Source organism: Streptomyces canus, assembly GCF_030816965.1.
GTDB lineage: Bacteria > Actinomycetota > Actinomycetes > Streptomycetales > Streptomycetaceae > Streptomyces > Streptomyces canus_E.
This window is the reverse complement of the sequence record NZ_JAUSYQ010000002.1, coordinates 809772-833458: the sequence shown is the minus strand read 5'-3', so window position 1 is coordinate 833458 and position 23687 is coordinate 809772. Positions and strand designations below refer to the sequence as shown.

The following is a 23687-nucleotide window of genomic DNA, read 5'->3' as shown; positions in this document are numbered from 1 at the left end:
GGGTCTCCATCAGGCGGCTTGGCCGGTGGCGGCGCGGTGGGCGAGTTCCTGCCGCACGAGCGGCAGGACGTGACGGGCGTAGTCGATGGCGTCGTTGAGCGGGTCGTAACCTCGGATCGACAGCAGGTCGCAGCCGATGTCGACGTAGTCGAGCAGGGCCTGCGCCACGGTCTCCGGAGAGCCGACCAGGGCGGTGGACGCCCCGGCCGCGTTGGTGGCGACCGCCGGGGCGGTCCACAGGCAGCGGTCGTGGACCTCGCCCCGCTCGGCGATGTCGAGGAGGCGCTGGGAGCCGACGTTGGCCGGGCGCCCGGTGGTGCGGTAGTGCCGCAGCAACTCGGTGTTGCGTGCCTGGTCCTTGAGGACGCCGAGCGTGCGGTGCGCCTTCTCCCAGGCCAGTTCGTCGGTGGGCGCGATGATCGGGCGGAACGACACCCAGATACGGGGGTGGGGACGGCCTGCGGCATCGGCGACCGCGTTCACGGCGGCGATCTGTTCGCCGGTCTCCTTCAGCGGCTCGCCCCACAGGCCGAAGATGTCGCCCTGCTGTCCGCCGACCCGGTACGCGTCGGGCGAGGACCCGCCGACGGAGATCGGGATCAGCCCGTTCACCGGCTTCACGTCCGAGTAGTAGCCCTCGAACCGGAAGTGCCTGCCCTCGTGCGAGACCGGACCGTCGGCCTGCCACACCTTCCTCAGGATCTGGATGTACTCGTCCGAACGCTCGTACCGCTCGGCCTTGTTGAGATAGTCGCCCTCCCTGCGCTGTTCCTCGTCGCTGCCGCCGGAGATGATGTGGACGCTCAGCCGCCCGTCGCTGATCCGGTCCAGAGTGGCGAGGGCGCGGGACGCGTGCGTGGGAAAGATGACGCCCGGCCGGTGCGCCAGGATCGGGCGGATGCGTTCGGTGTGGGTCGCGACGAACTGGGCGACCTGGAAGGCGTCCGGCGACGCCGAGAGTGATAGGCGACCAGGGTGTGGTCGAAGCCGCCGTCGTCCAGGGCGCGGGCGTACCTGCGCAGGTGGTCGCGGTCGAAGCCGGTGCGGCTCGCGGCGGCGGGACCGGAGGCCCCGGAGTCGGTGTGGACGGCACTGATGAACTCGACAGGCATGAGGGCTCCTAGTTGAGAAGAGACGTGTCGGCCGACTTCGCCACGTCCACGTTCGGCTCCAGAACGCCGATGCCGTTCATCAGGTCGGCCACGTCCTGGACGGTCTTGTTCACGTCGTCGGTGATCGGCAGGACCTTGCCGTACGCCGCCGAGGCCAGCGTCCTCGCGACGGAGGCGTCGGCGCCGTTGCGCGCCTCGATGGCCTTGGCGTAGGCGTCCTGGTGGGTGCTGGTCCATTCCAGGGCGGTACCGAGCCGCCTGAGGAAGTCGGCGAGCGCGGCCTTCTTCGAAGGGTCGGCGAGGGCCTGGTCGGAGGCGCCGACGAAGCCGTAACCGCTGACCCGGCCGTCGGCGCCGTCCACGAGCAGCTTGCCGCCCTGCTCCAGGCCGACGGCCTGGTAGACGCCGAAGGTCGCCCAGGCCTTGATCTTCCCGGAGGCGAAGGCGGCCTGCGCGTCGGTCGGCAGCAGGTACTGCACCTTCACGTCCGAGTAGCTGAGCCCGTTCTGCTCGAGCACATTGGCCAGCAGGTACTCGGCGATGCTGCCCTTTGCCGAGGACACCACGACCTTCTGACCCTTGAGGTCCTTGACGCTGTCGATGCCGGAGCCCTTGCCCACCACGATGCCGACATGCCGGCCGTCGTTCTTCAGGGCGGCCACGTTCTTGAACTTCACCCCACCGCTGAGCGCCTGGAGGGCGGGGAGATCCGCGGAGTACGTCGTGTCGGCAGCGCCCGCCTGCACGGCCTGGTAGAGCGGGGCGGCGCCCTCGAACTCGGCCCACTTCACCTTGTACTTGGCGCCCTTGAGGGCATCGGAGGCGGCGACGATGGTCTGGAGGGTCTTGGCCTGGTCGCCGATGACGAGGGTGCCGTCCTTCGACGAGGCGTCCGCCGAGGAGTCCGCGCCGCAGCCGGTCAGCGCCAGCAGGGCGGAGAAACTCAGTGCGGCGGCCGCGATTCTGCGGATCACGAGGAGGTTCCTTCCAACGTACGGGTCACGCCGAGCCAGTTCAGGAGGCGGGCGCGCAGGGTGACGAACTCGGGGGCGGTCAGGTCACGGGGGCGGGGCAGGTCGACGGTGAGCTCGTGGGCGATGCGGCCCTCGTCCATCACCAGCACCCGGTCGGCGAGCAGCAGTGCCTCCTCCACGTCATGGGTGACCAGGAGGATCGCGCAGCCGTGCCGCTGCCACAGCTCGGCCACCAGCTGCTGCACCCGGCCCCGGGTGAGGGCGTCGAGGGCGCCGAACGGCTCGTCCAGGAGCAGCAGTTCCGGCTCGCGGACCAGAGCGCGAGCCAGGGAGACGCGCTGGGCCTGGCCCCCGGAGAGCGTTTTGGGCCACACGGAGGCCCGGTCGGCGATGCCGACCTCGGCGAGGGCCCGCTCGGCCAGGGCACGGTCCGGACGCCCCGGCAGCCCGAGGACGACGTTGCGCCACACCTTCAGCCACGGCAGCAGCCTCGGCGACTGGAAGGCGGCACTGCGGCGGGCGGGCACGGTGACCTCGCCGCCGATCTCCTCGTCGAGCCCGGCGAGGATCCTGAGCAGCGTCGACTTTCCGCACCCGCTGTGGCCGAGCAGGGCCACGAACTCGCCGTCCCGGATGTCGAGATCGAGTGCGTGCAGCACGGTGTTGCCGTCGAAGGCCCGCGAAAGCCCCCGTATCTCCACACTGTCGGCCATGTCTACGCCTCACCCTCGAAGTTGGCCCGCCAGGTCAGCAGGCGGCGCGAAAGGATCCGTACGGCGAAGTCGCAGGCGAGTCCGAGCAGCGCGTACACGACGAGGCAGAGCACGATGACGTCCGTACGGAAGTACTGCTGGGCGTTGCTCATCAGATAGCCGAGCCCCGCGTCCGCGTTGATCTGCTCGGCGAAGACCAGCGCCAGCCAGGCGGTGGACAGCGCGTACCGGAGCCCCACGAGGGCGCCGGGCAGCGCGCTCGGCAGGATCACGTACCTGATCAGACCAAGCCTGCCGAGCCCCATCATCCGTGCGGCCTCGACGAGTTGGGAGTCGGTGGAGCGGATGCCGCCGTAGATGTTGAAGTACAGCGGATACGTCACGCCGAGCGCGACGAGGGCGATCTTCGGCGTCTCCTCGATACCGAACCACACGATGAACAGCGGGATCAGACCCACCCACGGGATCGCCCGGAACATGCCCATCGAGGAGTCGATGACGTCCTCGCCGAGCCGGAACAGCCCGGCGAGCAGGGACAGGCTCAGCGCGATCGTCGCACCGATGAGGAAGCCGGTCGCCGCGCGGCGGCCCGACGCGGCTATGGCGCTGGGGAGTTCGCCGTTCCTGGTCAGCTCCACAGCCTGGTTCAGCACGTCGACCGGCGAGGCCAGGACGGACTCCGGGAGGACCCCGGTGGCCGAGGTGAGGAACCAGAGCAGGACAAGACCCACGGGGCCCGCGGCCCTCCGCACGGAACGGGGGATCGTGACACGGCCGCCCGTCTTCGTGGTCCCGCGGATGGTGATCCGGGCGGGCTTGTCCAAGGTGGTCGGCAGTGCCGGCGAATGTGTCGTCATGGCCGGCCTCCCTTCGTGGCCGGACGGTCCGGGTCGGCGGACCACGCGGACCAGGAACCGGGGAAGAGGACCGCCTCGAACCCGGCGATCTCCAGTGCGGCGATCTGATGGGCGGCGGTGACGCCCGAGCCGCAGTACACGCCGATCCGGTCCGCCGTACCGGCACCCAGCTCCTCGAACCGCTTCCGGAGCTCCTCGGCCGGCAGGAAGGTGCCGTCCGCGGCGAGGTTCTCCCCGGTCGGCGCGGACACGGCGCCCGGGATGTGACCCGCGCGCGGGTCGACCGGCTCCACCTCTCCGCGGTACCGCTCGCCCGCCCGTGCGTCCAGGAGGAGCCCGGACAAGGGGAGTTCGGCGGCTTCGTCCGCGTCGAGAACGGGGAGCGCGCCCGCTCGCAGGACGACGTCACCCGGCGACGGATCCGCCGGAAGCCCTGACTCCAGGGGCAGTCCGGCGGCCCGCCAGGCGCTGAGTGCCCCGTCGAGCAGCGTCACCCGGTCGAGCCCCGCGTGCCGCAGGAGCCACCAGGCGCGGGCGGCGGCCGTGTTGCCCAAGTCGTCGTAGACGACGACCGGTCGGTCCTCCCGGACGCCCCATCCACGCGCCGCCTCCTGAAGGTCCCCGAGCGCGGGCAGCGGATGCCGGCCGCCCTCGGGGCTCGGGGCGGAGGCGAGTTCCGTGTCCAGGTCGACGTAGACGGCGCCCGGGATGTGTCCCTCGGCGTAGTGCTCGCGTCCGTGCGGATCGCCGAGCGCCCAGCGCACGTCCAGCAGGGTCGGGGGAGTGGCGGAGGCGAGCTGCTCGCGGAGCTCCGCGACGGTGGTCGTGACGGTCATGCCCGCTCCTCGGCGATCGGCGGAAGTTCGGGAGACAGGCGCAGCCGCTCCAGGAAGAGGACGACCGTGGCGGCGGCGGTGCGGTGCAGGGCGTCGTTGAGGACGTCGTGCCGGCCACCGTTGAACAGGACCGTCCGGACACCCGCGTACGCGGCGAGGGCCTCGTCGACCGGGCTCACCGTGTCGTCCTTGCCGTGCAGCGCCAGGACGGGGATCTGAACGCGGTCGAGGTGGAGTTCGGGCAGTTCGGGGGCCGAGTCGAGGGCGCCCCGCCGGAAGTGCGGGTCGTTCGCGAGGCGCCCCTGGTGGGTGGGGCAGCCGGTACGGACCTCGAGCTCGGCCTCCCAGCTCCCTGCCGTCCAGGGGGAGGTGGGCAGACCGACGAGGATCAGGGCGTCGGCGCCGGGCGTCCGCTCGGCGGCCAACCGGGCGGCGTACAGCGCGCCGGTGTCGGAGCCGACCAGTACCTTCGGGCCGGGCAGCGACTCGTCGGCGAGGAGCTTGGCCGCCTCGTCGAGCACGGCCGGATCGGCGGACGCGTCACCGAGGGCGCGGACCCGGTAGGCGTCGAAGGCGAGCCGGCGGCCGAAACGCTCGTACACACCGCCGTGTTCGCCACGGCCGGCCAGCACGATCAGGGTGCCGCGCGCCGCGAGACCTTCGGGTTCGTCCCAGGAGAAGGGTGAGGGCATGAGGGGGTCAGCTCCCGTTTCAGGGCAGGGGGCATCCGTACGGAAAGGAGCAGCCGGAGACGGCTGTCACGTGTCAGCGTGAGGAGAGAGCGGTCGACTCGGACCGCGAGGAGGGGTTGCGGAAGATCAGCGACAGCGCGCGCTGCACGCCACGCCGAAGTCGATGACTCGGCGCTGCGTCAGAAGGGCAGCGGTAGCGGTCGCGTGCAACATGCGTTCATCATGACCGGCCGTGACGCACCGCGTCCAACGACGATTCCGCATCGAAACCGATCAGGGATCGCGATCGATGGCGCCGAGCGGCTAGGGTCGCGGCATGCCCCAACCCGTCCTGGACATCGTGGCCCTGCGCAGCCTGACCGCGATAGCCGACTGTGGCGGCTTCCACCGCGCCGCCCTGGCCCTGACCCTGAGCCAGTCCGCCGTCAGCCAGCACGTGCGCAAACTGGAGAAAATCCTGGGGCGGCCCGTCGTGGAGCGCGAGGGACGCGGCACCCGTTTCACCGCCGAGGGGCGCCTGCTGCTCGAACAGGCCCGTCGGATCATCGCCGTCCACGACGAGGCCGTACGCACACTCCTCGGTGCCGACGGCGACACGGTCACGATCGGTTCCACCGAGCACGCCGCCGACCAGTTCCTGCCCCGGCTGACCGCCGCTGTCGAGGCGGTACGGCCCGGCTGCCGGGTCCGCTTCCGCATCGACCGCTCCGCACGGCTCGTGGAGGCCGTGGAGCGCGGAAGCGTGGATGTCGCGGTGTACGTCACCGAGGCCGCCGCGACCGAGGGCACCCGCGTCGGCGGACTACCGCTGACCTGGCACGCCGTGCCCGGCTGGGAGCCGCCGCGGGCGCCCGCTCCGGTGCCGCTGGTGGCCATCGAGGACCCGTGCGCGATCCGCCGCCGGGCCATCGCGACCCTGGCCGCGCGAGGAGTGCCCGCCACCGTCGTCGGGGACGCCGGCTATCTGGCGGGCGTCCTGGACATCGCCCGTACGGGGCAGGGAGTGGCGCTGCTGGCGGCGGTCGGCCCCGCCCCCGACGGGCTGACTCCCTACGAGGGTCTGCCCGAGGTCACCCCGATCCCCATGAGCGCGCTCGCCCGCCCGGGCGCGGACCCGGCAACCGTCGAGGCGGCCTTCGCCGCCGTACGGGAGTTGCTGGCGTAGGGTGCGTTTCCCGCGCCCCGCCGGTCAGTTGCCCTGATCGACCGGCGCCGCCCCCGGGGGGCGGAGGGCGTCGACGACGGGTGCCCAGGCCAGCTCGCCGAGCGAGGCATCGGCGCGGGGTGTCCCCCCGTAGCGGAATGTCGGCGAGGGCTCGGCGGGACCTTCGCCGGGGAAACGCGGGCGGTGCCCTGCGTCGTCGTGCGTGAGCAGATGGACGGAGCCTCCGGCCGCGCGGCGTCGTGCGGCCAGTTGTTCGGCATACCGCAGGGAGGGCCACATGGCGTCATCACCACCGGCGATGAGCAGCACGTCGGCGCGCGCCCGCTCGACCGGAATCGCGGCGGCGTCCAGGTGCGCGGCGAAGGTCCGCTCGCTGAGGTCGTACCACCCGCTGATGGCCACCGGGCCGTCGGCCCGCTCCGCCGGGCGCCAGGAGTCGTCCATGGGCACGAAAGGCAGCGGCTGCCCCCGCCAGGTCCAGGAGGAGCGATACGGATGCCGGCGACCGTCAAGACCGGGTCCGACGTTGCACCAGACCAGGGCGGTCGGCGACACGGCGACCACCACGTCCACGAGCGGCTCGTGCACCGCCGTGAGCAGCGCGGCCTCGGCGCCCTTGGACACGCCGAGTACGCCGACGCGCTCCACTCCGCGAGACCGCAGCAGATCCACTCCCGCGACGAATGTCTCCAGGGGGATCTCGCAGATCCCGGCCGACTGGCCGGGTCCGCCGAACCAGCGTATGGCCAGAGCGACAAGGCCCTGCTGAGCCAGAAGCCGCGCTCGCCGCCGGTCGACACGACCACTCGACCCCGCCAGGACCAGGACCCCGGCGCCGCTGCCCGCGGCCGGCTCCAGCAGGACCCCTTCCCAGGGAGCCGTCACCTGGTGCTCGGTGATCTGCGATGCGCTCTCTCCGTCACGCATGCGCGAGGCCCGCGTCTTCGGTCACCATGCAGGCGTCCCTAGCCGTCGAGCATCTTCGCCAGCACTTCGCGCTGCAGTGGCAGCACCTCGGCGTGCAGGTCACGGCCCTTGCGGGTGAGGGACACCCACACACCCCGCCGGTCCTCCACGCACATGGACCGCTCCACCAGGCCGTCCTTCTCCAGGCGGCCGATCAGCCGGGACAGCGCGCTCTGGCTCAGATGCACCCGCCCGACGAGGTTCTGCACCCTGCACTGGTCGCCCTCCCGGGGCGACTCGGTGGCGAGGATGTCGAGCACCTCGAAATCGCTCGCTCCCAGCCCGTGCGGGTGCAGCACGCGGTCGATCTCGCACATCGTGCGCGCGTGCACCGCCAGGATGTCCCGCCACCGTTCCTCGAGGCCGGTCGAGACCGTGTTCACCGCCATACATGCACGGTAACACCGATGGGTCCGATTGTTGTATGTGCAACTAGTGCATGCGCAAACAAACGGTTCAGGTCTGCGGATCCTGGGTGATCCCGACCAGGTTGCCGTCCGCGTCCTTGACGAAGGCGATCAGCTTGCCGCCGCCGACGTCCTGGACGTCCTGGAGCGTCTCGGCACCGGCTGCCACCAGCGCCGCGAGCGTCGCCCGGATGTCGTCGACGTGCCAGTACGGCACCGGGCCGGTCATGCCCCGGGCGTGCCCGTTCGGGTCGAGGCCGACGTCCTGTCCCGCGTCCTTGAAACCGACGTAATACGGCTCATCCGCATACGGCTCCACCCCCAGCAGCGCGCTGAACAGGGCCTTCGCCGCGGTCAGGTCCTTGACGGGGTAGATGATCGTCTTGAGGCCGGCGGTCATGGTGTGCTCCTTCGTGAGGTCGTCCCGACGGTCCGTGTCGGTGGTTTCACGCTAGGCGGGGGGAGGGCGGGCGCGCTTCTCCGATCCTGATCGGTCACCGCCCGCCGGAAACGAAGGCGCCGGGTCAGGTCGTCGTGAGCGCGTTCCGGCACGCACTCGCCAGGTCGGGCCGGCCTTCTCTTGTACGGCGCGCTCGGCGCTGCCGCCTGGGGCGTGGACGGCGGCTGCGGCGGAGGAGGTTGTGGCGGAGGAGGCTGTGGCGTGGACGAACTCACCGAGCCCGACCTGGCTGCCGGGTTTCTCACGCCCAGCGGATGTGTGTCTCCTCGTCGGCTGGGGCTGAGACACGCTCGTCGTCGACTCAGGCAAGCTGGCCCGACCGCGCGATCGTCCACGCGCGTGCCGATCCGGTCGCCCCGTCGCGGACCGCCCGCTCCTGCCGGCGGCCGCTGCTCGACGTGGGACGGAGGAGGGCCGACGAGTGCATCGCCGAGCAGCCCGAACGCACCGAGCACAACCGGCTGTCGGCGGCCTTGCCGTTCGTAACGCCGGCCAACCGGCCCGTCCCGAAGCCCTGCCTCAGGTCGACTCGCGGCGGACCAGCTCCGTGGGCAGGATCACCGCTGCCGGATCCTCTCCACCCAGCTGGGCCAGCAGCACCCGCACCATCTCGGCGCTGATGCGGTCGTAGGGCTGGCGGATCGTGGTGAGCGGAGGGGTGGCCTCGGTCGCGGCGATGGAGTCGTCGAAGCCGCCGACGGCCACGTCCTCGGGGATCCGTCGGCCCGCTCGGCGCAGTGCCGTCAGGGCGCCCAGCGCCATCAGGTCGGAGGCGACGAACACGGCGTCCAGGTCCGGAGCCTGCGCCAGCAGCCGTTCGGTGCCCGCCTCTCCGGCGGCCCGGCTGTAGTCGCCGGAGACGACGAGCCGCTCGTCGATCCCGACGCCCGCCTCCGCCAGCACCTCCTTGTAGCCGGCGAGACGGTCGACACCGCCCGGTGAGTCCAGCGGGCCGGTCACGATGCCGATCCGGCGGCGGCCCAGGGACAGCAGATGGCGGACCATGTCACGGGCGCCGTCGCGGTCGTCCGCGGCCACGTAGCTCACCTTGGAGCCGGACCTCATGGGCTTGCCGCACTGCACGACGGGCACGCCTGCCTTGTGCAGTTCCTCGGCCACCGGGTCGGCGGAGTGGCTGGTGACCAGCAGCACGCCGTCGAGGTGACCCGCCGTGATGAACCGCTTGATCCGGCGCCGCTCGTCCTCGGTGCCCGCCAGCATCAGCAGCAGGGGGATGTCGTGCGCGGCCAGCGCCTGGGTGCAGCCGCGCAGCAGCACGTTGAAGTTGGGATCCTCGAAGAACCGCTCCTGGGGCTCCGTGAGCAGGAAGCCGACCGAGTCGGAGCGGCCGGTGATCAGCGAGCGGGCGTGCCGGTTGACGACGTAACCCGTCTTGCGGATGGCGGCGTTGACCGCCTCCAGGGCGGGCGGGCTGACGTAGTGTCCGCCGTTGAGCACGCGCGAGACGGTGCCCCGCGAGACCCCGGCCTCGCGGGCCACGTCGTGGATCGTCGGTGGTCTGCGCCGGCCCCCCGCATTGTTCATGGTCAAGACTCTAAGCCCCTGTGGGCGGCACGAGGGTGCTCGAGCGGCGGGACGGCACGGGCAGGATGCGACCGAACTGGGATCGTGCACAGAAATGCTTGCTGTTAGACACTTGGCAAGGGTTGCCTTTGTACGGTTATCTTGGGCCGCACACTTCTGGAGCCGTGTGTGCACGTTCCCAACAAATCGAAACGGGAGAGACCATGCCGGAGACCACCCCCAGGGGCCTCACCAGGCTTGCCTTCGGCGGGGACTACAACCCGGAGCAGTGGCCCGAGAGCGTCTGGGACGAGGACGTCCGGCTGATGCGCGAGGCCGGGGTCACCATGGTCAGCGTAGGGATCTTCTCCTGGGCGCTCCTGGAGCCGGAACCGGGCGTGTACGACTTCGGCTGGCTGGACCGGATCCTCGGCCTGCTGCACGAGAACGGCGTCCGGGTCGACCTCGGCACGCCCACGGTCGTCCCGCCGGCCTGGTTCTACCGCGCCCATCCCGACGCACTGCCGGTCACGGCCGACGGCACCCGCCTCGCGTTCGGCTCGCGCGGTGCCATCTGCCACAGCAACAGTGCCTACCGCGCGGCCGCCGCGAACATCACCACCCGGCTCGCAGCGCGTTATGCCGACCACCCGGCCCTGGCGATGTGGCACGTGCACAACGAGTACGGCGTCCCCGTCTCCGCCTGCTACTGCCACTCCTGCGCCGCCCACTTCCGCCGCTGGCTCGAGACGACGTACGGCGGCGTCGACGGCGTCAACGAGGCCTGGGGCACCGCCTTCTGGGGCCAGCACTACACGAGCGTCGAGCAGATCGACCCGCCGCGCACCGCGGCCACCGTCGGCAACCCCGGCCAGGCGCTGGACTACAAGCGGTTCGCCGACGCCACCATGCGGGAGAACTTCGTGACGGAGCGGGACATCCTGCACCGGCTCTCCCCGGGCGTCCCGGTCACCACCAACTTCATGACCGCGCTCAGCCAGTGCGACTCCGTCGACTACTGGGCCTGGGGCCGCGAGGTCGACATCGTCACCAACGACCACTACCTCATCACCGACGGCCGCCGCACCCACGTCAACCTCGCCATGGCCGCCGACCTCACCCGCTCGGTCGCGGGCGGCGCCCCCTGGATCCTTCTGGAGCACTCCACCTCGGGCGTCAACTGGCAGCCGCGCAACCCCGCCAAGGCCCCCGGCCAGATGGCACGCAACTCCCTGGCGCACGTGGCCCGCGGCTCCGAGGGCGCCATGTTCTTCCAGTGGCGGCAGTCCCGGCGCGGCGCCGAGAAGTTCCACTCGGCGATGGTCCCGCACGGCGGCACCGACACACGCGTGTGGCGCGAGGTCGTCGAACTGGGCGCCTCTCTGGACTCGTTGAGCACGATCCGCGGCACCCGCACCCAGGCCGACGTGGCCGTCCTGTGGGACTGGCACTCGTGGTGGGCGCAGAACCTCGACTGGCGCCCCAGCGAGGACCACGACGCGCGCGAGCGTGCCGACGCCTTCTACGAGGCCCTCTACGACCGCCACTTCACCGTCGATTTCGCCCACCCGGAAGCCGACTTGTCGGCTTATCCCCTTGTCGTCGTCCCCGCCCTGTACCTGATGACGGAGGCCGCCGGGAACAACCTCAGGGCGTACGTCGAGAACGGCGGCACACTCGTCGTGTCGTACTTCTCCGGCATCGTCGACGAGCACGACGCCGTCCACGCGGGTGCCCATCCGGGCGCGCTGCGGGACGTCCTGGGCCTGACCGTCGAGGAGTTCTCGCCGCTCCTGCCGGGCGAGTTGGTGCGGATCATCGGCCCTGACGGCTCCGAGCTCACCGGCGACGTGTGGACGGAGTTCGTCGTCCCGCGCGGCGCCGAGACGGTGTGGACCTACGCCGACGGCCTGGCCGCCGGTCACCCCGCCGTCACCCGGCACCGCCACGGCGCGGGCACGGCCTGGTACGTCTCCACGCGCCTGGCCGCCCAGGGCCTCGACGCGCTGCTCGGCTGGGCCGCCGAGGACGCCCAGCTCCCCTCGAGCGCCGACCTGCCCCACGACGTCGAGGTGGTCCGACGCAACGGAGAGTCCGGTTCCTACGTCTTCGTGGTCAACCACACCGCGTCGGAGGCCAAGGTGCCCCTGGACGCGGCGGGCACCGAACTGCTGACCGGCGAACGTGCCGCGGGCCGCCTCGCCGTCCCGGCGGGCGCCGTCCGGGTCGTACGGCTCGACGGCTGAACCGACTCCCCTCCGCCCGCGAGACCACGAGCCGCGGGCGGAGGGGGCCTCACCGTTCCTGTGGACTGAGCAGGGGTGAGTCCACTCAGCCGCACGCCCCGAACGGTCCCCGGCGTTTCCAACCGGGGCGGCGACACGCATCGTGTGCGTGGTCCGGTCCCGGGAGGCCGCAGGAGCCCCGCACACTGACGCCGCGCCCGGTGTTCCAGGTCGCACGACCGCGCTGACCCGAACAGTCCAGGGCGCTGCAAGCCCGCAGGCGACGACGACACGATCGAGCTGATTCGGCCTTGTGCGCACTCCTTGGTGAGCAGTCCAACCCCAGGAGACCGCAAGCCCGCGGACCGACCTCGCGGCCCGAACGGCTTCACGGGCCCGGATCGGCCTCGCGGCCCGGACGGCTTCACGGTCGGGATCCGTCCGGGGTCCCCGCTCGGTCCTGGGTCCCGGCTCTGCCGCGCGGCCCGGATCGGCCTCACTGCCCCGGATCGGTCGCGAGCCCGCGGATCGGCGCCTGGCGGCCCGGACCGGCCTGGGTCCAGGATCCGGCATCGAACCCCGGACCAGCCCCGAGCCCTCGGAGGTAGCCGCGCTTTCCCTCTCCGACCGCCGTGCGTGCCAACAGCCCTGTGTCCCGGAGGAGTTCGATCTCGGACAAGCTCGGTGACTCCGGGACAGGGCGGCTTCGACTGCGGAACAGTGGACGCACCCGGAAGGAGGGGCGGAGGGGACGAGATGCTGAGGATCCCGGCCGGCCAGCGGCGTCTGGACATCCTGGAGCGGCTGAAGGACCTGGCCTCGCACTTCCCGCCGCAGCGGCACGGCGACCCCGCCCGGGGCGGAGTCACCGCCCGCAGGGTCGCACGCAAGCTCAGCGTGCCTCGCTCCATCGCGGAGCCCCACCTCGGCCTGCTCGTGGACCTCGGCCTGCTGCGTACCAGGAGAATCCGGTGGCGCACGTACTACCGTCACGACGAGATGCGCATCGCCGAGGTGGCGCGCATGTTCGAGAAGGGCTGGTAGCGACTCGCACCGGAAGGGCAGGCACCTGATGGACCGTTCCACCGCACTGACTCCCCGCCACTACGTCGCGATCGGCGGCCACGGACCCGAGGACGTCGTCGCCGACTCCCGCGGCCGGGTCCTCACCGGAGTGGCGGACGGCCGCATCCTGCGCATCGACGGACTGACGGAACCGCTCGCCGCCCGCGTCGAGGTGCTCGCCGAGACCGGCGGCAGGCCGCTCGGCCTCGAACTCCTCCCGGACGATGCCCTGTTGGTGTGCGACGCCGAACGCGGACTACTGGGCGTCGACCTCACCGACGGCACCGTACGCGTCATCGCCGACGAGGTGGCGGGGGAGAGGCTGCGGTTCGCCAGCAACGTGGTCGCGCTGTCCGACGGCAGCGTCTACTTCACCGTCTCCAGCCGCCGCTATCCCCTGGAGCAGTGGATCGGCGACATCGTCGAACACACCGGCACCGGCCGCCTCCTGCGCCTGGCGCCCGGCGACGACACTCCCGAAGTCCTGTTGGAGGGACTGCAGTTCGCCAACGGCCTCGCCGTGAGCGGCGACGAGTCCTTCCTGGTCGTCGCCGAGACCGGGGCCCGCCGGCTCACCCGTTACTGGCTCGACGGACCGCAGGCCGGACGCGCCGAACCCCTCGCCGAGAACCTGCCGGGCATGCCCGACAACATCTGGCGCGGCGGACCCGAAGGCCCGATCTGGGTCTCGCTCGCCGGGCCCCGCGTGCCCCCGCTCGACCTGCTGCACCGCGCCGCCCCACCGGTCCGCCGAGCCGCCGCCCGCATCGCCGTACGCGCCCCCTACCGCCCCACGGGCAGCATCGGCGTCCTCGCGGTCGACGACACGGGCGAGGTCGTCCACCACCTCGCCCGCAGCCGTTCCCGCTTCCGCATGGTCACCAGCGTCTGCGAGGCCTCCGGCCACCTGGTCCTCGGCAGCCTCTGGGAGCGCGGCATCGCGCTGTGCGAGCCGCCCGCCGCGAAGTGACCCCGGTGGCGCCCCGGCGTTACCCTGGTCTCGGTCGCGATCACCCTCGCGGCGCGGCGGTGGGGCCCGCCGTACCCGAACCGCGGCGAAGGCGCCGCCAACGGTCCCTACTTGCGATGGAGCGCGCCCGTGTGTCCGGGCCCCGGCGAGTAGGAGAGACACGACCATGACAGCCCCGGAGAGCCTCCGTGCTCCCGCCGGCCCCACGCGCCCGTCGCTCCGGCGCGGCCAGGCGCCGGTCGTCGCGGTGGTCGCCCTGGGCGGCGCGCTCGGGGCCGCCGCCCGGTACGCCCTCGCCCTCCACTGGCCCGCGCCGCCCGGCGGATTCCCCTGGGCGACCTTCTGGACCAACGTCGTCGGCTGTGCCGTCATCGGCGTGTTCATGGTCGTCATCACCGACGTGTGGGCCGCCCACCGCCTGGTCCGTCCCTTCTTCGGCACCGGCGTCCTCGGCGGCTTCACCACCTTCTCGACCTACGCCGTCGACATCCAGAAACTCGTCGATCACGGCCGGCCCGCCATGGGCCTGGCCTATCTCGCCGCGACGTTGCTCGCGGCCCTCACCGCGGTGTGGCTCGCGTCCACAGCGACCCGCCGCGTCCTGAAGTGGAGGCAGCCATGACGAGGCTGACCGGCAGCGCCCTGCGCCTGACCGTCTACGTCGGCGAGAACGACACCTGGCACCACAAGCCCCTCTACACCGAGATCGTGCACCGCGCCCACGCGGCGGGGCTCGCCGGGGCCAGCGTCTTCCGCGGCATCGAGGGTTTCGGCGCCTCCTCCCTGATCCACACCTCCCGGCTGCTGTCCCTCAGCGAGGACCTGCCGGTGGCCGTCGTGATCGTCGACACCGAGACCCGCGTACGGGAGTTCCTGCCGCAGCTCGACGAACTCATCACCGAGGGCCTGGTGACCCTCGACCACTGCGAGGTCATCCGGTACGTCGGCCGCGACGGAACCCAGGGCGCAAGACAGGGCAGAACGGGCATGAAGGGTAAGAAGTCGTTGTGAACTGGCTGCTGGTCGTCACGGGTGCCATGGTCGGTGCCCCGCTCCGCTATCTCACCGACCGCGCGGTGCAGTCCCGGCACGACTCGCTCTTCCCCTGGGGCACCTTCGCCGTCAACGTCGCGGGCTGTCTGATCCTCGGCCTGCTCACCGGGGCCGTGGCCGAGGGGGCTGCCGGATCCCACCTCCAGCTCCTCCTGGGCACCGGTCTGTGCGGGGCCCTGACGACGTACTCGACCTTCTCCTACGAGACCCTCCGGCTCAGCGAGACCGGAGCACGCGTCTACGCCGCGGCCAACGTGGCCGCGAGCGTGGTGGCCGGTCTCGGGGCCGCCTTCGCGGGGGTGGCGCTGGCGCAGGCCGTGTGGGCGTAGGCCTCGACGCTTGTCCGCGTGTAGTAAGACTGTGCCCTCCGCACCTGCCTTCCCCTGAGAAGAACTGGATCCCATGAGCGTCATCAGCGTCGGTCAGGCCGTCGTCCTCGGAGCCGTCGAGGGAGTGACCGAGTTCCTGCCCGTCTCCTCCACCGGCCATCTGAAGATCGTCGAGGGTTTGATGAACATCCCCGTCGACGACGACGCCGTCGTCGGGTTCTCGGCCGTCATCCAGGTCGGCGCGATCGCCGCCGTGCTCGTGTACTTCTTCAAGGACATCGTGCGGATCGTCTCCGCGTGGGGCAGAGGGCTGGTCAACAAGGAGGAGCGGTACCACCACGACTACAAGTTCGCCTGGTGGGTGATCGCCGCGACCGTTCCGATCGTCATCGTCGGCCTGGCCGCCAAGCCGCTCATCGAGGGACCGCTCGCGTCCCTGTGGGTGGTCGCGGGCTCCCTGATCGTCGGCAGCGGTGTGATGTGGGCGGCGGACCAGATGGGGCGGCACAAGCGCGGTGAGGACGACACCTCGTTCAAGGACGCGATGCTGGTCGGCAGCTCGCAGATCCTCGCGCTGCTCTTCCCCGGCTTCTCCCGCTCCGGCGCGACCATGTCCACGGCCCTGATCCTCGACCTGGACCGCGTGGCCGCCACCCGCCTGTCGTTCTTCCTCGGCATTCCCGCCCTCACCGGCGCAGGCATCTACGAGCTCAAGGACGCCCTCGGTACGGGCGTGGGGGCGGCGCCGCTCGCCGTCGGCACGGGCGTCTCCTTCGTCGTGGCCTACGGCTCCATCGCCTGGCTGCTGAAGTTCGTGGCCAAGCACTCCTTCAACGCCTTCGTGGTCTACCGGATCGTCGTGGGCCTGCTGCTCTTCGGCCTGCTGGCCACGGGGACGCTCGGCAGCTGACCGCCACGGGGGTGCGAGGCGGCTCTCACTCCACACACCCCCGTGCGTCCGTCCCCTTGACAGCACCCTCTCGCCGCCCGGAGTATCTCTCCCGTGAACCTGTCAGACAGCCGGACAGCCAGTCAGCCTCCGCGACGCATCAGCGCCATGGAGGCGGTGCTGGCGCATCTGCGTGACGCCATCGAGCGGGGGGAGTACGCCATCGGCGACAAGCTCCCCTCCGAGGCGGAGCTCTGCCGCACCCTGGAGATCAGCCGGCCCGTCCTGCGCGAGGCCCTCAGGGCCCTGCAGACCATGGGCCTGACCGTCTCCAAGACGGGCAAGGGCACCTTCGTCGTGGCCAACGCGGTGGAGGACCCCACCTTCGGCGACTACGCGGCCAGCGACCTCCTGGAGGTGCGCCGCCACGTCGAGATCCCGGTCGCCGGGTACGCGGCCCGGCGCCGCACCCCGGAGAACCTGGATCATTTGGCCCACCTGCTGGACCGGATGGAACGGGAGACCGACACCACGGCGTGGGTCGCGATGGACACCCTCTTCCACCTCGCCGTGGCCGAGGCCGCCCAGAACCCGGTCTTCCGCCGGGTCATCGAGGAGATCCGGGACGCACTGGCGCGTCAGTCGGCGTTCCTCAACGAGCTGGGCGGCCGCCGGGAGCAGTCCAACCGCGAGCACCGCGCGATCGTCGAGGCGCTGATCGACGGTTCCGAGCACGACGCGGTGGAGGCCATGTCCCACCACCTCGACCGCGTCGAGACCACTCTCACCGACATCGTGCGTTCCCCGCGCACGGACAGTCCCACGGAAGGCGGACCCGAGGCGTGAGCGAGCAGTCCCTGCACGACGGAGTGCAGAAACGTTCCGGCCATGTCGACGCCGGAGACGAGGGCTACAGCAAGTCCCTCAAGTCACGACACGTCAACATGATCGCCATCGGCGGCGCGATCGGCACCGGCCTCTTCCTGGGCGCCGGCGGGCGCCTCGCCGACGCCGGCCCCTCCCTGTTCATCGCCTACGCGGTCTGCGGCGTCTTCGCCTTCCTCGTCGTCCGCGCCCTCGGCGAACTCGTCCTGTACCGGCCCTCCTCCGGCGCCTTCGTGTCGTACGCCCGGGAGTTCCTCGGCGAGAAGGGCGCCTACGTCGCCGGCTGGATGTACTTCCTGAACTGGGCCACCACCGGCATCGCCGACATCACCGCCGTCGCCCTCTACACCCACTACTGGGGCATGTTCTCCGACATCCCGCAGTGGGTGATCGCCCTCATCGCGCTCGCGGTCGTCCTCACCGTCAACCTCATCTCGGTGAAGATGTTCGGCGAGCTGGAGTTCTGGTTCGCCATCATCAAGGTGGGCGCGCTCGTGGCGTTCATGCTGATCGGCATCTTCCTGCTGGTCACCCAGCACCCGATCGACGGCCACCACCCCGGCCCGTCCCTGATCACCGACAACGGCGGCGTCTTCCCCAGCGGCCTGCTGCCCATGCTCCTGATCATCCAGGGTGTCGTCTTCGCCTACGCCTCGGTCGAACTGGTCGGCGTCGCCGCGGGCGAGACCGAGAACCCCGAGAAGATCATGCCCAAGGCGATCAACTCGATCATGTGGCGCGTCGGCGTCTTCTACGTCGGCTCGGTCCTCCTGCTCTCGATGCTGCTGCCCTGGAACAGGTACACCGCGGGCGAGAGCCCCTTCGTGACCGTCCTGTCCAACATCGGCATCCCGGCGGCCGGCGGTGTGATGAACCTCGTCGTCCTCACCGCGGCCATGTCCTCGCTCAACTCCGGCCTGTACAGCACCGGGCGCATCCTGCGCTCCATGGCGATGTCCGGCTCCGCCCCGAAGTTCACCGGCGTGATGAGCCGCAGCCAGGTCCCCTACGGCGGCATCCTGCTCACCAGCGGCATCTGCGTCCTCGGTGTCGGCCTCAACTACGTGGTCCCCGCCGACGCGTTCGAGATCGTGCTGAACTTCGCCGCCATCGGCATCCTCGCCACCTGGGGCATGATCATGGTCTGTCACCTGCTCTTCTGGCAGAAGACCGAGAAGGGCGACCTCACCCGCCCCGGCTACCGACTGCCGGGATCCCCCTGGACCGAACTCGTGACGCTGGCCTTCCTCGCCTCCGTCCTGGTCCTCATGTACGCCGACGGCGGCGCCGGCCGCACCACCGTGCTGTGCCTCCCGCTGATCGTCGCGGCACTGGTCGCCGGGTGGTTCGCCGTCCGGGGCAGGGCCTCCCGCACCTCCACCGAGAGCGAATCCACCGGCGCGTGATCGCTCGCGCGCAAACCGAGCCCGAAACGACCGGCACGCACGCGTGACCCGCGTGGCGTTCCCGGAGAAGCAGGAAATGATGCACAGCAGTCCCGTCGCGGCCGCACCCCTGGTCCGTGAACCCCTCCACGCTCCCGTCGCCCACCTCATCCGCGGTGGGCTGATCGAGGGCACCCACTACGGTTCCGTCGTCGTCCTCGACGGCGACGGGGACGTCCGTTTCCAACTCGGTGACATCGAGGCCGCGTTCTATCCGCGGTCCGCGCTCAAGCCGGTCCAGGCCGTCGCCATGGTCCGGGCCGGACTGCCGCTCGACGGCGAGCTCCTCTCGCTCACCGCGGCCAGCCACTCCGGCGAGGAACGCCACCTCGCCGGGGCCCGGCGGATCCTGGAGCTCGCGGGTGTGTCCGAGGACGCCCTGCGCAACGTCCAGGACATGCCGTTCGACCCGGCCGTCCGGGACGCGTGGATCAGGGAGGGCCGCGCGCCCTCGCGGCTCGCGCAGAACTGCTCCGGCAAGCACGCGGCGATGCTGTACACGTGCGTGCTCAACGACTGGCCTCTCGAGGGGTACCTCGACCCCTCGCATCCGCTCCAGCAGGCGATCGCCGAGATCGTCGAGGACCTGACCGGGCAGCGGATCGCGCGGGTGACCGTCGACGGATGCGGTGCGCCACTGTTCGCCGTCTCGCTGCACGGCCTTGCCCGGGCCGCCGCACGGATCACCTCTGCGGCTCCCGGTACCCCTGAGGCTCGGGTCGCCGACGCGATGCGGGAGCATGCCGAGATGGCGTCCGGGGCGGGGCGGGACGTGGCCGCGCTGATGAAGGCCGTGCCCGGGCTGCTCGCGAAGGACGGGTTCGAGGGCGTTCAGGTCGCCGCGCTTCCGGATGGGCGCGCTGTCGCCGTGAAGATCTCCGACGGGGCGAATCGGGCGCGGGTGCCGGTTGCTGCGGCGGCGCTGGCGTGGGCCGGGGTTTCTGCGGATCTGCTGATGGAGTTCCAGGGGGAGGCGCTGCTCGGGGGTGGCGTTGAGGTCGGGCGTGTGCGGCCCGTTCGTTCCCTGGAGCCGGTTGCCGTGTCGGTTCGCGCCTAGGGCTGGGGCGGACCTGTCGTTCGGCGGGTGCGGGCCGTCTGTGACTGATCGCGCAGTTCCCCGCGCCCCAAAAAAACTCACCTGATCCCCATGGAAGAAGGAACCGTACCCTCATGACCGCCGTCGTCAGCCGCCGTGAGCACGATCTGCTGGGCGATCGGGATGTTCCCGTCGACGCCTACTGGGGTGTCCACACCCTGCGGGCCACCGAGAACTTCCCCATCACCGGGACGCCGATTTCCGCCTACCCGCATCTCATCGACGCTCTGGCCGCCGTCAAGGAGGCCGCCGCGCTGGCGAATGAGGAGCTCGGGCTGCTGGAGCCCAGGAAGGCCGCCGCGATTGTCGAGGCCTGCCGGGAGATCCGGGACGGGAAGCTGCACGACCAGTTCGTGGTCGACGTGATCCAGGGCGGGGCCGGCACCTCGACCAACATGAACGCCAACGAGGTCGTCGCCAACCGTGCGTTGGAGCTGCTGGGGCACGAGAAGGGGCAGTACTCGTTCCTGCACCCCAACGAGGACGTCAACCTGGGCCAGTCGACAAACGACGTCTACCCGACCGCCGTCAAGACGGCGACGGTGTTCGCGGTACGTGGACTGCTCGAGGCGATGGCTGTACTGCAGGACGCGTTCGCGCGTAAGGCCGTGGAGTTCCGCGAGGTGCTCAAGATGGGCCGTACACAGTTGCAGGACGCGGTGCCCATGACGCTGGGCCAGGAGTTCTCGGCGTATGCCGTCATGATTGACGAGGATCGGTCCCGTCTTGACGAGGCCGTCCAGCTGATGCAGGAGATCAACCTCGGTGCCACGGCGATCGGGACAGGGCTCAATGCTCCCGCCGGGTACGCCGAGTCGGCCCGGCGCCACTTGGCCGCCATCACCGGGTTGCCGCTGGTCACGGCGGCCAACCTGGTGGAGGCGACGCAGGACTGCGGTGCGTTCGTGCAGATGTCCGGTGTGCTCAAGCGGGTTGCGGTCAAGCTCTCCAAGAGCTGCAACGACCTGCGGCTGCTGTCGTCGGGGCCGCGTGCGGGACTGGGTGAGATCAACCTGCCGCCGGTACAGGCGGGTTCGTCGATCATGCCGGGAAAGGTCAACCCGGTGATCCCGGAGGTCGTCAACCAGGTCGCCTTCGAGGTGATCGGCAACGACGTGACCATCACGATGGCCGCGGAGGCGGGACAGCTCCAGCTCAACGCCTTCGAGCCGATCATCCTGCACTCCCTGTCGGAGTCCATCACCCACCTGCGTGCCGCCTGCCTCACCCTCGCCGAACGCTGCGTGGACGGCATCACCGCCAACACCGAGGCGCTGCGCCGGACGGTCGAGAACTCCATCGGCCTGGTCACCGCCCTCAACCCGCACATCGGGTACACGGCCGCCACCGACATCGCCAAGGAGGCCCTCGTCAGCGGCCGGGGAGTGGCCGAACTCGTCCTGGAAAAGGGCCTCTTGCCCGCCGAGACACTCGCCGACCTGCTGCGGCCGGAAGTGCTGGCGGGCAGCGGCTCCCCACTGGCCTGACGGCGCCCGACCTACGGTGACACGCACCAGGACCGACCCGGAGGCACAATAGTGATCATGACGTCGTCGCTCGCCTTCCAACCGGTCCTGGAGCGCATCGCCGCCGAGATCGAACGGACCCCCGGCCGCGGCCGCCCCGCCGACTACATCCCGGCGCTCGCGGCCTGCGATCCGCGCAGCTTCGGCATGGCCGTCGCGGAGCTGGACGGCACGGTGTACGGCGTCGGGGACTGGCGCGAGCCGTTCTCCACGCAGTCCATCACCAAGGTCTTCACCCTCGCGCTCGACCTGGCCCGGGAGGGCGACGAACTCTGGGAGCACGTGGGCCGCGAGCCCTCCGGCAACCCCTTCAACTCCCTCGTCCAGCTGGAGTACGAGAACGGCATCCCGCGCAACCCGTTCATCAACGCGGGCGCGCTGGTGGTCACCGACCGCCTCCACACCCGTACCGGGGACGCGGCGGGCGAGTTGTTGTCGTTCCTGCGCGCGGAGAGCGGCAACCCAGCCCTGGACTTCGACGAGGAGGTGGCCGCCTCCGAGTCCGCCCATGGCGACCGCAACGCCGCCCTGGCCCATTTCATGGCCGCGTACGACAACATCGACAACGACATCCCGGTCCTGCTCGACCAGTACTTCCGCCAGTGCTCCCTCCGGGCCTCCTGCGCCGACCTCGCCCTGGCCACCACGTTCCTGGCCCGGCACGGTGTGCGCGCCGACGGCACGCGGCTGCTCACCCAGAGCCAGGCCAAGCAGGTCAACGCGGTGCTGCTGACCTGCGGGACGTACGACGCGGCGGGTGACTTCGCCTACCGCGTGGGCCTGCCCGGCAAGAGCGGTGTGGGCGGTGGCATCATCGCGGTGGTCCCGGGCCGCTGCACCCTGTGCGTATGGAGCCCGGGTCTGGACGAGCGGGGCAACTCCGTGGCGGGGGTGGCGGCCCTGGACAGGTTCACGACGCTGACCGGTCTCTCCGTGTTCTGAGAGGGGAGAGCCCATCCCCGTGGATCTCCGTCGCTGCCAGGTCCTCGGTCTGGTCGGCACCGGCCGACGCGCACCGTGGTGGCGGGGGACTGGGCGGCAGCGTTCGCGCTGACCGGGCTGACCGTGTGTCTGGTGAGCCCGATCACCTGGGTGCACCACCTGGTGTGGCCGTTGCCCTCCTTCGCCGTGCTCGCGCGTACCGGGCACCTCCCGGATCGCGGGCACCCTGTACGCCGTGCTGCGCACCAGCGTGGTGTGGCTGTGGTTCGACGACGCGTCGGGCATCGACGGCTTCCTCGGCAGCAACACCTGCACCTGGATCACCCTGGGCCTGCTGCTGTGGCTGCCGGTGGGTCAGCCGCGAGCCGCACCCCCGACCCGGTTCCGCAGGGCCACGGCCATCGACCCCGCACCGAGTCCGGCGGCACCCAGGATGGCCCAGGTCTCCAGCCAGCCCGGCCCGTCGTCGTGCGCCGCGACCGCCGCCGCGACCGGTACGGCGTCGGGTCCCGGCCGCGGTCTCGCCCGCAGCGCGTCCAGCGAGCCCACCGGATCCACCCGCCCCGCCGCGCCGAACCCCCAGTCGAGCAGCCGGCGCGCCTCCTCGTAGACCGCGAAGCCACCGCCCGACTGAGGGTTCATCACCGTCACGACCAGCGTCCGGCCGCCCCGGCGGGCGGCGGCGACGAGCGTGTTGCCGGCATGACTCGTATAGCCGTTCTTGATCCCGATCAGCCCGTCGTAGGGCTCCACCCCGTCGGCGCCGGTCAGCAGCCGGTTGGTGTTCCGGATCCCGTACGACCATCCGCCCCGGCCGGGGAACATCGCCTCGGCCGTGCCGCAGTATCGCGCAAAGTCCGCGTTGCGCAGCCCGGCCCGGCCGAAGACCGCGAGGTCGTACGCGGAGGAGACCTGACCCGGGGTGTCGTAGCCGTCGGGGGAGCGGACGTGGGTGTCACGGGCGCCCAGGGCGCGCGCCGTGGCCTGCATCCGGGTGGCCGTCGTACGCCAGCCGCCGCTGAGCCGGGCCAGGACGTGCACGGCGTCGTTCCCGGAGTTGAGGAAGACCCCGCGCCACAGGTCGGCCACCTGGTAGGTCCGTCCCTCGGCGACCCCGACGAGACTGCTGCCGGGCCCGATGCCCGCGAGGTCCTCCGCGCCGACCGTGTGCCTGAGGCCGCCCGGCAGCACCGGCAGGACGGTCAGGGCGAACAGGGTCTTGAGCGTGCTGGCCGGCGGCAGCCTGCGGTGGGCGTCGTGCGCCGCGAGGACCTCCCCGCTGTGGGCGTCGGCCACCACCCACGACAGCGCGGACACGTCCGGGACCCGTGGCGCGCCCCGGTGCGGCCGGACCTGGGTGCCGGAGTGGTACAGCAGATCGGGCGAAGCGGCCGCGGCCAGTGGTCCGCCGGGCGCGGCGGGGTCGGAGCCCGTGTGCGCGGCCGCCGTCGCGGGGGCGCACACCAGAAGTCCCGTCATGCACAGTGCGCAGGCCGAGACGGCCAACCGGGAGGGAAATCCGATAGTCATACCGCAAAGCTAGGAACGGACCGTCC

Annotated in this window: 23 protein-coding genes and 1 pseudogene; 13 read left to right on the top strand and 11 right to left on the bottom strand. The window is 71.1% G+C overall.

Annotated elements, in window-relative coordinates; translation table 11 throughout:
* Positions 1 to 9: 9 nt before the first annotated feature.
* The 6 genes and pseudogenes from QF027_RS04845 to QF027_RS04820 all read right to left on the bottom strand — a co-directional run bounded on the left by QF027_RS04845 (position 10) and on the right by QF027_RS04820 (position 5184).
* Positions 10 to 1112: pseudogene (locus tag QF027_RS04845) on the bottom strand (LLM class flavin-dependent oxidoreductase).
* Between the two features lie 8 nt (positions 1113 to 1120).
* Complete coding sequence (locus QF027_RS04840; RefSeq protein WP_307072856.1) at positions 1121 to 2086, bottom strand: ABC transporter substrate-binding protein; 966 nt, start codon at positions 2084 to 2086, stop codon at positions 1121 to 1123.
* A complete protein-coding gene (locus QF027_RS04835; protein WP_306985691.1) occupies positions 2083 to 2799 on the bottom strand; it encodes an ABC transporter ATP-binding protein in 717 nt (238 codons plus the stop codon). The genes QF027_RS04840 and QF027_RS04835 overlap by 4 nt, the downstream gene beginning before the upstream one ends.
* A gap of 2 nt (positions 2800 to 2801) precedes the next feature.
* Positions 2802 to 3656, bottom strand: coding sequence for an ABC transporter permease (locus QF027_RS04830; RefSeq protein WP_306985693.1), 855 nt, complete (start codon positions 3654 to 3656; stop codon positions 2802 to 2804).
* Positions 3653 to 4492, bottom strand: coding sequence for a sulfurtransferase (locus QF027_RS04825; RefSeq protein ID WP_307072854.1), 840 nt, complete (start codon positions 4490 to 4492; stop codon positions 3653 to 3655). The genes QF027_RS04830 and QF027_RS04825 overlap by 4 nt, the downstream gene beginning before the upstream one ends.
* A complete protein-coding gene (locus QF027_RS04820) occupies positions 4489 to 5184 on the bottom strand; it encodes an alpha/beta hydrolase (RefSeq protein ID WP_307072852.1) in 696 nt (231 codons plus the stop codon). Before QF027_RS04820 ends, QF027_RS04825 begins: the two co-directional genes overlap by 4 nt.
* A 316-nt stretch (positions 5185 to 5500) precedes the next feature.
* Between QF027_RS04820 and QF027_RS04815 the strand changes: the two genes are divergently transcribed.
* Complete coding sequence (locus QF027_RS04815; RefSeq protein WP_306985700.1) at positions 5501 to 6349, top strand: LysR family transcriptional regulator; 849 nt, start codon at positions 5501 to 5503, stop codon at positions 6347 to 6349.
* Positions 6350 to 6373: 24 nt separating this feature from the next.
* Here the strand turns inward: QF027_RS04815 and QF027_RS04810 are convergent, their stop codons facing one another.
* The 4 genes from QF027_RS04810 to QF027_RS04795 all read right to left on the bottom strand — a co-directional run bounded on the left by QF027_RS04810 (position 6374) and on the right by QF027_RS04795 (position 9733).
* Positions 6374 to 7276, bottom strand: a complete 903-nt coding sequence (locus QF027_RS04810; protein WP_307072850.1) for an acyl-CoA thioester hydrolase/BAAT C-terminal domain-containing protein — start codon at positions 7274 to 7276, stop codon at positions 6374 to 6376.
* Between the two features lie 38 nt (positions 7277 to 7314).
* The gene (locus QF027_RS04805) at positions 7315 to 7704 is read right to left on the bottom strand and encodes a MarR family winged helix-turn-helix transcriptional regulator (RefSeq protein ID WP_306985706.1); all 390 of its coding nucleotides are present in this window, start codon (positions 7702 to 7704) and stop codon (positions 7315 to 7317) included.
* A gap of 67 nt (positions 7705 to 7771) precedes the next feature.
* The gene (locus QF027_RS04800; protein WP_306985709.1) at positions 7772 to 8122 is read right to left on the bottom strand and encodes a VOC family protein; all 351 of its coding nucleotides are present in this window, start codon (positions 8120 to 8122) and stop codon (positions 7772 to 7774) included.
* A 579-nt stretch (positions 8123 to 8701) separates the two neighbouring features.
* A complete protein-coding gene (locus tag QF027_RS04795; RefSeq protein ID WP_266376443.1) occupies positions 8702 to 9733 on the bottom strand; it encodes a LacI family DNA-binding transcriptional regulator in 1032 nt (343 codons plus the stop codon).
* Between the two features lie 197 nt (positions 9734 to 9930).
* Between QF027_RS04795 and QF027_RS04790 the strand changes: the two genes are divergently transcribed.
* From QF027_RS04790 to QF027_RS04735, 12 genes are all read left to right on the top strand, one after another.
* A complete protein-coding gene (locus QF027_RS04790) occupies positions 9931 to 11952 on the top strand; it encodes a beta-galactosidase (RefSeq protein WP_307072847.1) in 2022 nt (673 codons plus the stop codon).
* A 735-nt stretch (positions 11953 to 12687) separates the two neighbouring features.
* Positions 12688 to 12975 (top strand): ArsR family transcriptional regulator, encoded by a 288-nt coding sequence (locus QF027_RS04785; protein ID WP_307072845.1) that lies wholly within the window; start codon positions 12688 to 12690, stop codon positions 12973 to 12975.
* 28 nt (positions 12976 to 13003) lie between these two features.
* Positions 13004 to 13966 (top strand): SMP-30/gluconolactonase/LRE family protein, encoded by a 963-nt coding sequence (locus tag QF027_RS04780; protein ID WP_307072842.1) that lies wholly within the window; start codon positions 13004 to 13006, stop codon positions 13964 to 13966.
* Between the two features lie 166 nt (positions 13967 to 14132).
* Positions 14133 to 14588 (top strand): fluoride efflux transporter CrcB, encoded by a 456-nt coding sequence (crcB, locus tag QF027_RS04775; RefSeq protein ID WP_306985716.1) that lies wholly within the window; start codon positions 14133 to 14135, stop codon positions 14586 to 14588.
* Positions 14585 to 14977 carry a DUF190 domain-containing protein gene (locus QF027_RS04770; RefSeq protein ID WP_307072841.1) on the top strand — a complete coding sequence of 131 codons (393 nt, stop codon included), beginning with the start codon at positions 14585 to 14587 and terminating at the stop codon, positions 14975 to 14977. Before crcB (QF027_RS04775) ends, QF027_RS04770 begins: the two co-directional genes overlap by 4 nt.
* Complete coding sequence (gene crcB / locus QF027_RS04765) at positions 14974 to 15348, top strand: fluoride efflux transporter CrcB (RefSeq protein ID WP_306985722.1); 375 nt, start codon at positions 14974 to 14976, stop codon at positions 15346 to 15348. Before QF027_RS04770 ends, crcB (QF027_RS04765) begins: the two co-directional genes overlap by 4 nt.
* A 73-nt stretch (positions 15349 to 15421) precedes the next feature.
* Positions 15422 to 16258, top strand: a complete 837-nt coding sequence (locus tag QF027_RS04760; protein ID WP_057617711.1) for an undecaprenyl-diphosphate phosphatase — start codon at positions 15422 to 15424, stop codon at positions 16256 to 16258.
* Between the two features lie 147 nt (positions 16259 to 16405).
* Positions 16406 to 17083: a FadR/GntR family transcriptional regulator gene (locus tag QF027_RS04755; protein ID WP_306986815.1), complete on the top strand. Its 678-nt coding sequence runs from the start codon at positions 16406 to 16408 to the stop codon at positions 17081 to 17083.
* Positions 17080 to 18528, top strand: a complete 1449-nt coding sequence (locus tag QF027_RS04750) for an amino acid permease (RefSeq protein ID WP_307072838.1) — start codon at positions 17080 to 17082, stop codon at positions 18526 to 18528. The genes QF027_RS04755 and QF027_RS04750 overlap by 4 nt, the downstream gene beginning before the upstream one ends.
* Positions 18529 to 18607: 79 nt before the next feature.
* Positions 18608 to 19624: an asparaginase gene (locus QF027_RS04745; protein ID WP_307082279.1), complete on the top strand. Its 1017-nt coding sequence runs from the start codon at positions 18608 to 18610 to the stop codon at positions 19622 to 19624.
* A gap of 113 nt (positions 19625 to 19737) precedes the next feature.
* The gene (gene aspA, locus QF027_RS04740; RefSeq protein ID WP_307072837.1) at positions 19738 to 21150 is read left to right on the top strand and encodes an aspartate ammonia-lyase; all 1413 of its coding nucleotides are present in this window, start codon (positions 19738 to 19740) and stop codon (positions 21148 to 21150) included.
* Positions 21151 to 21198: 48 nt separating this feature from the next.
* The gene (locus QF027_RS04735; RefSeq protein ID WP_306986816.1) at positions 21199 to 22131 is read left to right on the top strand and encodes a glutaminase; all 933 of its coding nucleotides are present in this window, start codon (positions 21199 to 21201) and stop codon (positions 22129 to 22131) included.
* 354 nt (positions 22132 to 22485) lie between these two features.
* Here the strand turns inward: QF027_RS04735 and QF027_RS04730 are convergent, their stop codons facing one another.
* Positions 22486 to 23661, bottom strand: coding sequence for a D-alanyl-D-alanine carboxypeptidase family protein (locus QF027_RS04730; RefSeq protein WP_307072835.1), 1176 nt, complete (start codon positions 23659 to 23661; stop codon positions 22486 to 22488).
* Positions 23662 to 23687 lie beyond the last annotated feature (26 nt).

Bases quoted from the DNA above. Each gene is read 5' to 3' on its own strand.
- QF027_RS04770 (WP_307072841.1), top strand. From the start codon at position 14,585: ATGACGAGGCTGACCGGCAGCGCCCTGCGCCTGACCGTCTACGTCGGC.
- QF027_RS04810 (WP_307072850.1), bottom strand. From the start codon at position 7,276: ATGCGTGACGGAGAGAGCGCATCGCAGATCACCGAGCACCAGGTGACG.
- QF027_RS04835 (WP_306985691.1), bottom strand. From the start codon at position 2,799: ATGGCCGACAGTGTGGAGATACGGGGGCTTTCGCGGGCCTTCGACGGC.
- QF027_RS04760 (WP_057617711.1), top strand. From the start codon at position 15,422: ATGAGCGTCATCAGCGTCGGTCAGGCCGTCGTCCTCGGAGCCGTCGAG.
- crcB (WP_306985716.1), top strand. From the start codon at position 14,133: ATGACAGCCCCGGAGAGCCTCCGTGCTCCCGCCGGCCCCACGCGCCCG.
- QF027_RS04825 (WP_307072854.1), bottom strand. From the start codon at position 4,492: ATGACCGTCACGACCACCGTCGCGGAGCTCCGCGAGCAGCTCGCCTCC.
- aspA (WP_307072837.1), top strand. From the start codon at position 19,738: ATGACCGCCGTCGTCAGCCGCCGTGAGCACGATCTGCTGGGCGATCGG.
- QF027_RS04790 (WP_307072847.1), top strand. From the start codon at position 9,931: ATGCCGGAGACCACCCCCAGGGGCCTCACCAGGCTTGCCTTCGGCGGG.
- QF027_RS04745 (WP_307082279.1), top strand. From the start codon at position 18,608: ATGCACAGCAGTCCCGTCGCGGCCGCACCCCTGGTCCGTGAACCCCTC.
- QF027_RS04805 (WP_306985706.1), bottom strand. From the start codon at position 7,704: ATGGCGGTGAACACGGTCTCGACCGGCCTCGAGGAACGGTGGCGGGAC.
- QF027_RS04820 (WP_307072852.1), bottom strand. From the start codon at position 5,184: ATGCCCTCACCCTTCTCCTGGGACGAACCCGAAGGTCTCGCGGCGCGC.
- QF027_RS04755 (WP_306986815.1), top strand. From the start codon at position 16,406: ATGGAGGCGGTGCTGGCGCATCTGCGTGACGCCATCGAGCGGGGGGAG.
- QF027_RS04780 (WP_307072842.1), top strand. From the start codon at position 13,004: ATGGACCGTTCCACCGCACTGACTCCCCGCCACTACGTCGCGATCGGC.
- QF027_RS04730 (WP_307072835.1), bottom strand. From the start codon at position 23,661: ATGACTATCGGATTTCCCTCCCGGTTGGCCGTCTCGGCCTGCGCACTG.
- QF027_RS04800 (WP_306985709.1), bottom strand. From the start codon at position 8,122: ATGACCGCCGGCCTCAAGACGATCATCTACCCCGTCAAGGACCTGACC.
- QF027_RS04830 (WP_306985693.1), bottom strand. From the start codon at position 3,656: ATGACGACACATTCGCCGGCACTGCCGACCACCTTGGACAAGCCCGCC.
- QF027_RS04815 (WP_306985700.1), top strand. From the start codon at position 5,501: ATGCCCCAACCCGTCCTGGACATCGTGGCCCTGCGCAGCCTGACCGCG.
- QF027_RS04785 (WP_307072845.1), top strand. From the start codon at position 12,688: ATGCTGAGGATCCCGGCCGGCCAGCGGCGTCTGGACATCCTGGAGCGG.